Annotated in this window: 9 protein-coding genes; 2 read left to right on the forward strand and 7 right to left on the reverse strand. The window is 67.3% G+C overall.

What is annotated here, in order from left to right; all coding sequences use genetic code 11:
• Window positions 1-19: 19 nt before the first annotated feature.
• From D5084_RS07185 to xdhA, 7 genes are all read right to left on the reverse strand, one after another.
• Window positions 20-1105: a BMP family ABC transporter substrate-binding protein gene (locus D5084_RS07185; protein ID WP_128514827.1), complete on the reverse strand. Its 1086-nt coding sequence runs from the start codon at window positions 1103-1105 to the stop codon at window positions 20-22.
• A 49-nt stretch (window positions 1106-1154) separates the two neighbouring features.
• Complete coding sequence (locus D5084_RS07190; protein WP_128514929.1) at window positions 1155-2081, reverse strand: ABC transporter permease; 927 nt, start codon at window positions 2079-2081, stop codon at window positions 1155-1157.
• Window positions 2082-2097: 16 nt separating this feature from the next.
• On the reverse strand, window positions 2098-3177 hold the full coding sequence (locus D5084_RS07195; protein ID WP_128514828.1) for an ABC transporter permease: 1080 nt from the start codon (window positions 3175-3177) through the stop codon (window positions 2098-2100).
• A 69-nt stretch (window positions 3178-3246) separates the two neighbouring features.
• Window positions 3247-4770 carry an ABC transporter ATP-binding protein gene (locus D5084_RS07200; protein WP_128514829.1) on the reverse strand — a complete coding sequence of 508 codons (1524 nt, stop codon included), beginning with the start codon at window positions 4768-4770 and terminating at the stop codon, window positions 3247-3249.
• Window positions 4767-5726 (reverse strand): xanthine dehydrogenase accessory protein XdhC, encoded by a 960-nt coding sequence (gene xdhC / locus D5084_RS07205; protein WP_128514830.1) that lies wholly within the window; start codon window positions 5724-5726, stop codon window positions 4767-4769. The genes D5084_RS07200 and xdhC overlap by 4 nt, the downstream gene beginning before the upstream one ends.
• The gene (gene xdhB / locus D5084_RS07210) at window positions 5719-8133 is read right to left on the reverse strand and encodes a xanthine dehydrogenase molybdopterin binding subunit (RefSeq protein ID WP_128514831.1); all 2415 of its coding nucleotides are present in this window, start codon (window positions 8131-8133) and stop codon (window positions 5719-5721) included. The genes xdhC and xdhB overlap by 8 nt, the downstream gene beginning before the upstream one ends.
• On the reverse strand, window positions 8130-9506 hold the full coding sequence (gene xdhA, locus D5084_RS07215) for a xanthine dehydrogenase small subunit (protein ID WP_128514832.1): 1377 nt from the start codon (window positions 9504-9506) through the stop codon (window positions 8130-8132). Before xdhA ends, xdhB begins: the two co-directional genes overlap by 4 nt.
• Before the next feature lie 244 nt (window positions 9507-9750).
• On the opposite strand from xdhA, the gene dnaE reads away from it, so the two are divergent.
• Window positions 9751-13296 (forward strand): DNA polymerase III subunit alpha, encoded by a 3546-nt coding sequence (gene dnaE, locus D5084_RS07220; RefSeq protein ID WP_128514833.1) that lies wholly within the window; start codon window positions 9751-9753, stop codon window positions 13294-13296.
• Window positions 13297-13376: 80 nt separating this feature from the next.
• Entirely contained in the window at window positions 13377-14108 is a 732-nt protein-coding gene (locus tag D5084_RS07225; RefSeq protein WP_128514834.1) for a heparan-alpha-glucosaminide N-acetyltransferase, read from the forward strand.
• The last annotated feature ends 57 nt before the right edge of the window (window positions 14109-14165 follow it).

The following is a 14165-nucleotide window of genomic DNA, read 5'->3' on the forward strand; positions in this document are numbered from 1 at the left end:
CCGTCCCGCGACGCCCGGATCACTTGGGGATGTCGCCGGTGATCCCTTCGACATAGAAGCTCATGCCCAGAAGATCACCGTCCGGGGCGGTCTGGCCCTCGGCCAGCCAGGGCGAGCCATCCTGCTTGTTGATCGGTCCGGTGAACGGGTGATAGGTCCCCGCCGCGATGGCTTCACGCAGCGCCTCGGCTTCGGCCTTAACGTCGGCGGGCACCTTGTCGGTGATCTCGCCGATCAGCACCTCGCCGCCGGCGATGCCTTCCCATGCGTCGATCTGCTCGTAGGTCCCGTCCAGAAGCTGACCCACGCGCTTCACATAGTAGGGCGCCCAGTTGTCGATGATCGAGCTGACGCGCGGCCCGTCCTTGTATTCCGCCATGTCGGACGCCTGACCGAAGCCGATCACCGCGCCATTGGTCTTGGCCGCCTCGGCCAGCGGGGCGGTGGAGTCGGTGTGCGACGCGATCACGTCCACACCCTGGTCGATCAGCGCCTTGGCGGCGTCGGCCTCTTTCGCCGGGTCGAACCAGGTGAAGGCCCAGACCACCGACAGCTGCACATCCGGGTTCACCTTCCTGGCGTGCAGGTAATAGCTGTTGATCCCCATGATGACCTCGGGGATCGGGAAGGACGCGATGTAGCCGATCTTGTTCGACTTGGTCATCCGGCCTGCAATGGTGCCCTGCACCGCGCGGCCCTCATAGAAGCGGGCGTTGTAGGTGGAGACGTTAGGATGCTCGCGCTTGAAGCCGGTGGCATGTTCGAACTTCACGTCCGGGAACTTGGCGGCAACGGCGTTCGTCGCGTCCATGTAACCGAAGGAGGTGGTGAAGATGATGTTGCAGCCGCCCAGTGCCATCTGGGTCAGCACCCGCTCGGCATCCGCACCCTCGGGCACGTTTTCCTGATACTGGATCTCGACCTTGTCGCCATAGGCCTCCTGCACGGCCAAGGCACCCTGATGGTGCTGATAGGTCCAGCCGCCGTCGCCGATCGGGCCGACATAGACGAAGCAGGCCTTCACCTTGTCCATGCCCTGTGCAAATGCGCCCGAGGCGAGCATCAGCCCCATCGCGGCGCTTGCCAGAAGTGTTCTCCGTTTCATCGCGTAACTCCCCTTCGTGGCGGAGCTTTCTGCTCCGCGGTTATGTGCCTCAGCGTGAGGCGTGAAAGTTTTGGCCCAGCGACGCAGGCGCGCCATTCGCCTTGCGACCCGCCGAGATGATGACCAGCACCAGGATGGTTATCAGATAGGGGGCCATGGACAAGTACTCGACCGGGATGCCCGACCCGGCGACTTGCAGGTTCAACTGCAAGACGGTGATCCCGCCGAAAAGATAGGCACCGATCAGCACCCGCCAGGGCTTCCAGGATGCGAAGACCACGATGGCCAGCGCGATCCACCCCGCCCCCGCGGTGATCCCGTCCACCCATTGCGGCACCCGCGCGAGGGAGACATAGGCCCCGCCCATCCCCGCCATCGCCCCGCCGAAGGCGATGCACATCAGCCGGATGCGGTTGACCTTGTAACCCAGGGCATGTGCCGCCTCGTGGCTTTCGCCCACCGCGCGGATAATCAGCCCCACGCGGGTCGCCTTCAGCACCCACCACAGCACCGCCGTCATCGCGATGCTGAAATAGACCACCCAGTCATGGCCGAAGACGATCGGCCCCACCACCGGCAGGTCCGCCAGCGCCTGCGGGAACAGCTTGCCCGTCGGCGGCGGCTTCACCCCGTTGTAACCCTGCCCGCCAAGACTGGAGACCCCCAGCCCGAACAGCGTCAAGGCCAGCCCCGTCGCCACCTGGTTCGCCAGGAACACCTGAGTGAGCAGCGCGAAGATCAGGCTCAGCGCCGCCCCGCAGACCGCCCCGCCGATGAAGCCCACCACCGGGCTGCCGGTCTGGACCGCCACGATGAAGCCGCCCAGCGCCCCGATGACCATCATCCCCTCGACGCCCAGGTTCAGCACGCCCGCGCGCTCCACCACCGTCTCACCCAGTGCCGCCAGCAGGATCGGCACCGCGCTGGCCATCAGAGTTGCGATCAGGATGACCGGATTGATCCCGCCCCAATCCATCACGAAAAGTCTCCCATCAATGCGCCCCCACTGCCAGCCGGAACCGGTAATTCGTCAACACATCCACCGCCAGAAGGAAGAACAAGAGCATCCCCTGGAACACCTGGATCGCCGCATCCGGCAGACCAAGGTTCGTGGACGCCATCTCGCCCCCCACATAGGTCAGGGCCATCAGGAAGCCTGCCAGCACGATCCCCAAGGGGTTCAGCCGCCCGAGGAAGGCGACGATGATCGCCGTGAACCCGTAGCCCGTGTTGAAGTCGATGCTGATCTGCCCCGCCGGACCCGTCACCTCGAACAGCCCCGCCATCCCCGCCATCGCGCCCGAAAGCCCCATGCACATCACCACAAGCCGCGCCGGGGAAACCCCATGGAACCGCGCCGCCCTCGGCGCCTGCCCGGCCAGCCGGATCTGGAACCCCGTCTGATGCCGCGTCAGCAGGACATAGGCGAGGATCGCAGTGACAAAGGCCGCCACCCCGCCCCAGTGCAGGCCCGTGCCTGCGATCAGCTCCGGGTTCGCCGCTGCCGGATAGCTGGAGAAGTTGCGGCTGCCCGGAAAGCCCATCCCTTCGGGGTTCTTCAGGAACCCCGTCGAGGCCTTGGCCAGGATCGTCTCGGCCACATAGACCAGCATCAGGCTGACGAGGATTTCATTGGTGTTGAACCGCGTCTTCAGGATCGCCGGGATCATCGCCCATAGCCAGCCGCCGAATGCCCCCGCCACGACCATCACCGGAAAGATCAGCCGGTTCTCGGTCGGGAACACCGCAAGGCCAACCGAGGCGCCGAAGATCGCCCCCATGATGTATTGTCCCTCGGCCCCGATGTTCCAGATGCCTGCGCGAAAGCCCAGCGCAAGGCCGATCGCGATCAGGATCAGCGGCCCCGCCTTCACCAGAAGCTGCCCCCGCAGATAGAAGGCGAACTCGCCGAAGACCGGGTCCCAGAAGATGGTGCGGATCACCTCGAACGGGTTCTTGCCCATCGCGGCGAACAGGATGCCCCCCGCGACCATGGTCAGGATCACCGCGACGGGCGGCGTCGCATAAAGCCAGAACCGGCTTGGCGTCGGGCGCTTTTCCAGCCTCAGCACAACGCATCCTCCCCGCGCCAAATTCCTTCGAAGGAATTTGCAAAACTCTTCGAAGAGTTTTGGCCCCCGTCAAACATGATGCGCGACCTCCATGCCATGCGCGCCGCCCATCATCAGTCCGATCTCGTCCATCGTCAGCCCCTCGGTCGGCCGCGGCTTCGTCAGCCGCCCCTCGTTCAGCACTGCAAAGCTGTCGGCCACCTCCAGCAGCTCGTCCAGATCCTGGCTGATGACCACCACCGCCGCCCCTTCGCCCGCCCGGTCCAGAATGCTCTGCCGGATCGAGGCCGCCGCCGCCGCATCCACCCCCCAGGTCGGCTGGTTGATCACGATGACCTGCGCCCCCTGCATCAGCTCGCGCCCCATCAGGAACTTCTGCAAATTCCCCCCCGACAGCGCCCGCGCCGCCACATCCGGCCCCGGGGTCCGCACGTCATAGGCCGCGATGATCTCCTCGGCGAACTTCCGCGTTCCCGCCCAGTCCACGAAGCCGTTCCGCGTCAGCCCCTTGCGCACCCCGGCGGTCAGGAAGGCGTTCTCGACCAGCGACATGTCCGGCGCCGCCGCATGGCCGTAGCGATCCTCCGGCGCAGCGACCAGCCCCGCGCGCCGACGCTCCACCGGCCCGCAATCGCCCACGGGTTGCCCCGCGACCCGCACCCTGTCCGGCGCCGCCTTCAACTCCCCCGACAATGCGAGCAAAAGCTCATCCTGGCCGTTCCCGGCCACCCCGGCGATGCCCAGAACCTCGCCCTTGGCCACCGTGAAGGACACCCCCTTCAACGAGGTCCCGAACGGAATGGGCGACTCGAGCGACAGGTCCGACACGCCCAGCGCCACCTCGCTCTTCGCCCCCATCCGCCGCTCCGGGGTCTTCAGCGCCTGGCCGACCATCAGCTCCGCCATCTCCCGCGCCGTCCGGTCCCGCGGGGTGCAGGTCGCCACCACCTTGCCCCGGCGCAGGATCGTCGCCTCGTCGCAGAGGCTGCGGATTTCCTCCAGCTTGTGGCTGATATACAGGATCGCCGTCCCCTCCCGCGCCAACTGCCGCAGCGTCCTGAACAGGATCTCCACCTCCTGCGGCGTCAGCACCGAGGTCGGCTCGTCCATGATCAAGAGCTTCGGGTCCTGCAACAGGCAGCGGATGATCTCCACCCGCTGCCGCTCTCCCGCGCTCAGGTCCCCGACCATCCGCGACGGGTCCAGCGGCAGCCCATACTCCTCGCTGACCGCCCGGATCCGCGCCGCAAGTTCCCTCATGGCCGGCGGGTTCTCCATCCCCAGCGCCACGTTCTCGGCCACGTTCAGCGCCTCGAACAGGGAAAAGTGCTGGAACACCATCGCCACGCCCGACCGCCGCGCCTCGGCCGGTTTCGCGGGCTGATAGGGCGCGCCGCGCAGGGTCATAGTCCCGCTGTCGGGCCGCACCAGACCATAGATCATCTTGACCATGGTCGATTTCCCCGCCCCGTTTTCCCCCAGCAGCGCGTGAATCTCCCCCTCGCCGATGGAAAAGGACACGTCGGAATTCGCCACCACGCCCGGATAGGCCTTGGTGATCCCCTCGACGCGCAGAAGCTCCGGCCTGGTCATGCCCGCATCTCCCTTGCCGCCACCTTTGGCGCCCGCAACAACTCTGCCGCCACACCCACCGCAATCGCCTGCGGATGCTTGCCCAGGGCCGGATCGCCGATCGGGCACCGGATGCGCTCCACCGCCTGCGCCTCATGCCCCAGCGCCCGCAGCCTGGACCGGAACCGCCCCCATTTCGTCGCCGACCCGATCAGCCCGCAGGACCGGAACCCCCGGTTCAGCAGCCGGTGACACAGCTCCAGGTCCAGCGCATGGGAAAAGGTCAGCACCAGATGCTCGGCCTCCGGCGGAGCATGATCCGCGAGCACCGCCGGATCGCGCGCCGGAACCACCGTCACCCCGTCCGGCACCCCCTCCGGAAACCGCTCTGCCGCGACATCCACCCAGGTCAGCGCGATCCCCGGCAAGGGCGCCAGCACATTGACCAGCGCCCGCCCGACATGCCCCGCGCCCCAGACCCAGACCTGCCGCTCCGCCTCTGCCACCGGCTCCACCAGCCAGCCGGCCACCAGCCCCGGCGCGGGACGCACCCCTTGCCCCCGCGCCGCCGCCAGCACCCGCTTCACCGCAAGGGGCATCTCGCCCACACCCCGCGCGACCACACCCGCCACGGCTTCCGGCACCGCTTCGAACACCTCGGTCCACAGCACCACCGCCCCGCCGCAGCACTGGCCAAGGCTCGGCCCCAGCGCGACCCGCTCGACCAAAGGCGCCTCCTTCTCCCCTCCGTGGGGGAGGGATGGGCTGGGGGGGCTTCCCGCCAGCAACAAACGCGCCTTCGCTGCCGCCTCATACTCCAGCGCACCACCGCCGATCGTCCCCGACTGCCCCTGATCCCAGACCAGCATCGACGCGCCCACCTCGCGCGGGCTCGATCCCTCGACCCCCGCGATCACCACCCGGGCCACCCGCCCATGCGCCCGGATCGCCTCTGCCAATGCCGCAAGGTCAAACACAGCCCTCGACCCTCCTGACCGCCATCAGCACCCGTTCCGCCGTCGCCGGCGCATCCAGCGCCGGATAGACCGACCCATCCCCGCAGGCCGCCACCGCATCCGACAAGGCCATCAGCGCCGAAATCCCCAGCATGAACGGGGGTTCCCCCACTGCCTTGGACTTCCCGACCGAATCCTCCCGGTTGGGCCTGCCCCACAGCGCCACGCGGAAATCGCGCGGCCGGTCCGAACAGGCCGGGATCTTGTAGGTGCTGGGAGCATGCGTCATCAGCCGCCCCTTGCCATCCCACACAAGCTCCTCGGTCGTCAGCCAGCCCGCGCCCTGCACATAAGCCCCTTCCACCTGCCCGATATCCAAAGCCGGGTTCAGGCTGGTCCCCGTGTCGTGCAGCAAATCCGCCCGCAAAATCCGGTTCTCCCCGGTCAGCCGGTCGATCACCACCTCGGTCACCGCCGCCCCGTAGGCGAAATAGAAGAACGGCCGCCCCGTCCCCTTCACCCGGTCCCAGATGATCTTCGGCGTCGCGTAATACCCCGTGGAGGACAGGCTGACCCGCGCCTGATAGGCCCAGGCCACCACCCGCGCCCAGTCATAGACCTCGCCCGCGACCTTCACGGTGCCATCCACGAACCTGACCGTCGAAGCCTTCACCTGATGCTTCTCGGCAATGAACTCCGCCAGCCGCCCGCGGATGGTCTCCGCCGCCGCCCTCGCCGCCATCCCGTTCAGGTCCGACCCCGAGGACGCCGCCGTGGCGCTGGTATTCGGCACCTTCCCCGTGTCCGTCGCCGTGATCTTCACCAGACCCACATCGACGCCGAACACCGAAGCCGTCACCTGCGCCACCTTCTGGAACAACCCCTGTCCCATCTCGGTCCCGCCATGGTTAAGCGCGATGGACCCGTCCTGATAGACATGCACCAGCGCCCCGGCCTGGTTCAGCCAGGTCAGCGTGAACGAGATCCCGAACTTCACCGGCGTCAGCGCGATCCCCCGCTTCAACACCGGGGACCGCGCATTCCACTCCGCAATCTCCGCCTTCCGCGCCCGGTAGTCGCTGGTCCGCTCCAGTTCCGCCACCAGATCGTGCCCGATGAAATCCTCCACCGGCATGTGGTAGGGCGTCGTCTGCACCCGCCCGTCCGGCGGCAGGTCATGCGACCCGACAGGGCCCGCCGCACCGCGAGACGTCAGATCCGCCCCGCTTCCTGCTTTCATCTGTCCGGAAATATCCCGGGGGTCCGGGGGCTGGCCCCCGGGGTCTCCCATCCCGCGATAGAAGTTGGCCTTGCGCACCTCCAGCGGCTCTCGCCCCAAGACGAAAGCCACATGGTCCATGACCCGCTCGATCCCCACCATCCCCTGCGGCCCGCCAAAGCCCCGATAGGCCGTGGCGCTACAGGTGTTGGTCTTCAGCCGGTGGCTCTCGATGCGGATGTGGGGCAGGTGATAGCAGTTGTCCGCGTGCAGCATCGCCCGGTCCGCGACCGGCAGGCTCAGGTCCTGCGACCAGCCGCAGCGGAAGAGATGCGTGAACTCCAGCCCCAGAATCCGCCCCTCCTCGTCCACCCCGGCACGATAGACGATCCGCAGATCATGCCGCTTGCCCGTGATGACCATGTCGTCATCCCGGTCATACCTCATCCGGCAGGGCCGCCCGGTCAGACGCGCCGCCACCGCACAGGCAATCGCCAGCGCGTTCCCCTGGCTCTCCTTCCCGCCGAATCCCCCGCCCATCCGCCGCACTTCCACCCGCACCGAGGACATCGGCATGTGCAGCGCATGGGCCACCTTGTGCTGCACCTCGGTCGGATGCTGGGTCGAGGAATGGACGACCATGTCGCCCCCTTCCTGCGGGATCGCCGCCGCGACCTGCCCCTCCAGATAGAAGTGCTCCTGCCCTCCCACCTCGAAGGACCCCTCGACGACGCGCGGAGCCTTCTCGATGGCCCTTGCCGCATCGCCCTTGGCCCAGATGACCGGCCCCTGCTCGAACCGGCTGTTCGCGGCCAACGCGTCATCGACGGTCAAAAGCGCGGGCAGTTCCCGATAGGACACCTTCCCCAGCCGCGCCGCCTTGCGCGCCGCCAGATGGCTTTCGGCCACGACCAGAAAAACCGGCTGCCCGACGTAATGCACCTTGCCCACCGCCAACAGCGGCTCGTCATGCGCCGAAGGGCTGCAATCCGGCATGTCGTCGAAATCCTCCGCCGACAGCACCGCGACCACGCCCGGAGCAGCCCGCACCGCCGACAGATCCATCCCCGTGATCTCGCCATGCGCCACGGTGGACAGTCCGAAGGCCAGATGCAGCGCATTGGCCAAGGGCAGGTCGTCCACATAGCGCGCCTGCCCGGTCACATGCAGGGGTGCCGCGTCATGCGGCAGGGCTTTCCCCATGCTCATCGCGCCACCTCCAGCACCGACACCGGCACGCCCGCCAGATCATGGAAATACCGCCGCAGCAGGTTCTGCGCCGTCAGCATCCGATAGGCCGCGCTGGCCCGCATATCGCTCAGCGGCGTGAAATCCGCCGCCATCGCCTCGGCCGCCGCCTCGACGGTCGCCTCGCTCCAGGGCTTGCCCAGCAGCGCCGCCTCCGCGCGACTGGCGCGCTTCGGCACCCCGGCCATGCCGCCAAAGGCGATCCGGGCGGATGTCACCACACCGTCCGTGACCGTCACGTTGAAACACCCGCAGACCGCGCTGATGTCCTGATCGAACCGCTTGGAAATCTTGTAGCAGCGCAGCGCCGGGGCGCTTTCCGGGAACGACACTCCCGCCACGAACTCGCCCGGCCGCCGGTCCTGCTTGCGATAGTCCAGGAAGAAGTCCTCCAGCGGCATCGACCGCATCTCGTCCCCCCGCCGCAGATGCAGGGTCGCGCCCAGGGCGATCAGCGCCGGCGGCCCGTCGCCGATGGGCGAGCCGTTGGCGATATTGCCCCCGATCGTCGCCGCATTGCGCACCTGCACCGACGCATACCGCCGCAAAAGCTCGGCGAACGAGGGCAGCCGGTCCTTCACCGCCTCTCGCAGCGCGCTGATCGTCACGCAGGCACCCACATGCAGGCTGCCCCCGCGCACCTCGATCCCCTTCAGGTCCTCGACGCCCGACAGGAAGGCCACCGGCTTCAGGTCCCGCAGCTGCTTTGTCACCCAAAGCCCCACATCCGTCGCCCCGGCCACCAGCACGGCATCCGGATTGGCCAGATACCACTCCGCCAGTGCATCCGAATCCGAGGGCCGGAACGCCCCCGCCTCCCCCGCAGCGAACGACGCCACCGCATCCCGATCCGCCTTCATCCAGTCCGGCACCGCCTCACCAGCCGCCGCCTCCGCCGCCCGCACGATGGGGGCATACCCGGTGCACCGGCACAGGTTCCCCGCCAGCTGGTCGTCGTGGTCCCGCGCCCCGTTCAGATGCGCCACCGCCATGCTGACCACGAAACCGGGCGTGCAGAACCCGCACTGGCTGCCGTGATGCGCCACCATCGCGGCCTGCACCGGATGCATCTCACCCTTCGGCCCCGACACACCCTCTATGGTCCGCACCGCCTTGCCATGCAGTTGCGGCAGGAACAGGATGCAGGCGTTCAGCGCCTTCGAGCCGCCCTCGTCGGTGACCATCACCGTGCAGGCGCCGCAGTCGCCCTCGTTGCAGCCTTCCTTGGTCCCGGTCAGACCGCGCTCTTCGCGCAGCCAGTCCAGAAGCGTCCGCGTCGGGGCTTCCCCCTCGATGCGAACCGGCGTTCCGTTCAACAGAAACGCAATGCTCATCTGTCAGTCCGCCGCCTTCTCCCCGGTCGAGGCAAATTGCGGGATCGCCCGATGCGGCGTAAAGCGACCCACGCGCCCCTTGTTCTGGTTATCATTCCATCAAGCGCGGCCCGGCGATTCAAGGCAAGAACAAACTCATCGCCAAAAGGCGAAGCTGTTATCAGGATTTGCCGAAAATTCGGGCGTCGCAGCCTGAGACCAAACCGCCCTTCCACCCCCGCACAGCCCGCGCTAGACTCCCGCCATGCCCGGCGCGAACCCCCGTTTCATCCACCTCCGCACCCACACCGAACACTCGCTTCTCGAAGGCGCGGTGCCGGTGAAGAAACTCGTCGGCCTCTGCACGGCGCAGGCCATGCCCGCCGTTGCCGTGACCGACACGAACAACATGTTCGCGGCCCTGGAGTTCTCCGTCACCGCCATGGGCGCCGGGGTCCAGCCCATCGTCGGCTGCCAGATCTCCATCGCCCATGACCCCGCCCAGCCAGGCGAAAAGCCCCGCCTGCCCGCGCCCATCGTCCTTCTGGTCCAGACCGAACAGGGCTACATGAACCTGATGCGGCTCAACACGCGGCTTTACATCGACGGGGCGATGACGGGCTCGGCCAACCTGCCGCAAGTGACGCTGGACGAGCTTGCACAGAACGCCGAGGGCCTGATCTGCCTGACCGGCGGCCCCGAAGGCCCCCTTGGCCGCTTCCACGCCAGCGGCCAGCACGCCAAGGCCCGCGCGATCCTGGAACGCCTCGCGCAGATCTACCCGAACCGCCTGTATGTCGAGCTGCAACGCCACCCCGGCCCCGGCGGCGCGCTTCCCGAACACGAGGCGCTGGCCGAACGCGGCGCCATCGACCTCGCCTACGAACTGGGCCTGCCGATCGTCGCCACCAACGACGTCTATTTTCCAAAGGCCGAGATGTACGAGGCGCACGACGCCCTCATCTGCATCGCCGAGGGCGCCTATGTCGACCAGCAGCAGCCCCGCCGCCGCCTGACCCCGCAGCACTACTTCAAGTCCGAGGCCGAGATGGCGGCGCTTTTCGCCGACCTTCCCGAGGCGCTGGAAAACACCGTCGAGATCGCGAAACGCTGCGCCTATGCCGCCTCGAAACGCAAGCCGATCCTGCCGCGCTTCGCCGATGACGAGGTGCAGGAGCTGCGCCGTCAGGCCAACGAAGGCTTGCAGAAGCGTCTGGCCGTGATCCCCCATTCCGCCACGCCCGATGAATACCAGGCCCGCCTCGATTTCGAGCTTGGCATCATCGAGAAGATGGGCTTCCCCGGCTATTTCCTGATCGTGGCCGACTTCATCAAATGGGCCAAGGACCACAATATTCCGGTGGGTCCCGGCCGGGGCTCGGGCGCGGGTTCGCTGGTGGCCTATGCGCTGACGATCACCGACCTTGATCCCATGCGCTATGCACTCCTGTTCGAACGCTTCCTCAACCCCGAACGCGTCTCGATGCCCGACTTCGACATCGACTTCTGCATGGACCGGCGCGAGGAAGTCATCGCCTATGTCCAGGAAAAATACGGCCGCGACCGGGTGGCCCAGATCATCACCTTCGGCGCCCTGCTCTCGAAAGCCGCCGTCCGTGACGTGGGCCGCGTCCTGCAACTCTCCTACGGTCAGGTCGACAAGCTGTCGAAGATGATCCCGGTCGAAGGCGTGAAGCCCGTCTCGATCACCAAGGCCCTTGCCGACGAACCCCGGTTGCGCGAGGCCGCGAAAGAGGAAGTGGTCGGCCGCCTCCTCGATTACGCCGCCAGGATCGAAGGCCTCTATCGCAACGCCTCGACCCATGCCGCGGGCGTCGTGATCGGCGACCGCCCCTTGGACCAGCTGGTGCCGCTCTACCGCGACCCCCGGTCCGACATGCCCGCGACCCAGTTCAACATGAAATGGGTCGAGGCGGCGGGGCTGGTGAAATTCGACTTCCTCGGCCTCAAGACCCTGACCGTGATCCAGAACGCGATGGACCTTCTGAAGCTGCGGGGCATCGAGTTCGACATCAACCTGATCCCGCTGGACGACAAGGCCACCTACGATCTCTACGCCTCCGCAAGGACGGTCGCGGTATTCCAGGTCGAAAGCTCGGGCATGATGGACGCGCTGCGGCGCATGAAGCCCACCTGCATCGAGGACATCGTCGCCCTCGTGGCGCTCTACCGCCCCGGCCCGATGGAGAACATCCCGGTCTATTGCGAGGTGAAGAACGGCCTGCGCGAGCTGGAATCGATCCATCCGACGATCGACCACATCCTCAAGGAGACGCAGGGCATCATCGTCTATCAGGAACAGGTGATGCAGATCGCCCAGGTCATGGCGGGCTATTCCTTGGGCGGTGCCGACCTTCTGCGTCGCGCGATGGGGAAGAAGATCCCCGAGGAAATGGCCAAGGAACGGCCCAAGTTCATCGAGGGCTGCGCGAAGACCCACGGGATCGACGCGAAGAAGGCGGGCGAGGTCTTCGACCTGCTGGAGAAATTCGCCAACTACGGCTTCAACAAGTCGCACGCAGCCGCCTATGCCGTGGTCAGCTACCAGACCGCCTACCTCAAGGCGAACTATCCGGCCGAGTTCATGGCCGCCGTGATGAACTGCGACATCCACCTCACCGACAAGCTGGCGGTCTACAAGCGCGAGGTGGACAAGCTGGGCATCAGGACCGTGGCGCCCTGCGTCAACGCCAGCCTTGCCACCTTCACCGTCCGCGACGGCGCCATCGTCTATGGCCTCGGTGCCCTGAAGAACGTCGGCGTCGAGGCGATGAACCTTATCGTCCAGGCCCGGATGGCACCGGCGTCATCCCAGGCTCAATCGCCCGACAGCCCGCGCCTCCCCTCCCCCCCGTGGGGAGGGGATGGGGGTGGGGGGCACCCGGTCAGCCAGACCGACAAACCCTTCACCACCCTCTTCGACTTCGCCCGCCGCGTGGACCTGAAACGCATCGGCAAGCGCCCGCTGGAGATGCTCGCCCGCGCCGGAGCCTTCGACCAACTCGACCCCAACCGCGCCCGCGTATTCGACTCGCTCGACGCCCTCACCGCCTATTCCGCCGCCATCCACGAAGCCGCCGCATCCACCCAGAACTCGCTCTTCGGCAGCGCCGGGGCCGACATCCCCGAACCCCGCCTGCCCTTCCGCGACGACTGGCTTCCCACCGAGCGCCTGGCCCAGGAACACCAGGCCGTAGGCTTCTACCTCTCCGGCCACCCCTTGGACGACTACATGTCCGCGCTGCGCAAGAAGGGCGTCGAAACTCTGGCCCAGGTCGCGCAGAAGGCCGAACGCGGCCCCTGCATCGCCAAACTTGCCGGGTCGGTATCGTCGCGTCAGGAACGCAAATCCGCCAAAGGCAACCGCTTCGCCTTCGTCCAGCTCTCCGACCCCACCGGCCTGTACGAGGTCACCTGCTTCTCTGACGTGCTGGAGGCCTCGCGCGATTACCTCGACGCGGGCGAAAACGTCGTCCTCACCGTGAAGGCGGAACTCGAAGGCGAGACCCTCAAGCTCCTCGCCCAATCCATCACCCCCATCGACATGGTCGCCGCCCAGGCCGGGGCGCCCGACCTGCGCATCCACCTCTCCCGCCCCGAGGCCGCCATCTCCCTCGCCTCGCTGCTGTCCCGGGTCGAGGGCCGCAGCCGGGGCTCGATCACCCTCTGCATTACCGACCCCCAGGGCCGCGAAATCGACATCGCGCTGCCCGACACCTACCCCATCACCCCGCAGGTCAAAGGCGCGATCAAGGCTGTTCAGGGCGTGCTGGCGGTCGAGGAGATGTGACCCATAAGTAGGGTGGGCAATATTGCCCACCCTGCGAACCCGCCTTGCGGCCCCCACCGTTCCGCGCCACCCTCCGGCCCATGTCCAGCGCCCTCGACCTCCTCCCGCCCGCCCGCCTTCTCGGCCTCGACGTCGCGCGGACCCTCGCCGTGGTCTGCATGGTGATCTTCCACTTCACCTTCGACCTCGCGCTTTTCGGCCACATCGACCCCGGCACGATGTCCCAGCCCTTCTGGTACTACTTCGCGCGCATGATCGCCGGGTCGTTCCTCTTCCTCTCCGGCATCTCGCTCTGGCTCGCCCATGGCCGCGGTTTCCGCTGGCCGGCCTTCTGGCGCCGCTGGGCGATGATCGCCGGCGCCGCCGCCCTCGTCACCACCGCCTCGATCTGGCTGGTGCCCGGCGGCCCGATCTGGTTCGGCATCCTCCACGCCATGGCCGCGACCGCTCTCATCGGCCTCGTCGCCCTGCGCCTGCCCTGGCCCGTGACGCTCGCCCTCGCCGCCGTGATCTTCGCCGCCGCCTGGGGCCCCCGCTTCCCGGCCTTCGACCCGATCTGGCTCGTCTGGACCGGCCTTGCCGAGACGCGCCCCATGATGGGCGACTATGTCCCCCTCATTCCCTGGGCCGCCCCCGCGCTCGCCGGGATCGCCGCCGCCAAGGCCCTTCGCCTCGACCAATGGCGCGGCACCGCCCCCGGCCGCCTGGCCCATACCCTCACCTTCCCCGGTCGCCACTCGCTCATCATCTACCTCGTCCACCAGCCGATCCTCTTCGGCCTCTTCAACCTCTACGCCCGCCTCGCCGCCTGACGCTTCCCCTCGCCCCCGCTTTCCGCTAATCGGAACCCCGAAGTTTGGAGGCGCCTG

Origin of the sequence: Tabrizicola thermarum (genome assembly GCF_003574395.1) — a bacterium.
Lineage (GTDB): Bacteria > Pseudomonadota > Alphaproteobacteria > Rhodobacterales > Rhodobacteraceae > Tabrizicola > Tabrizicola thermarum.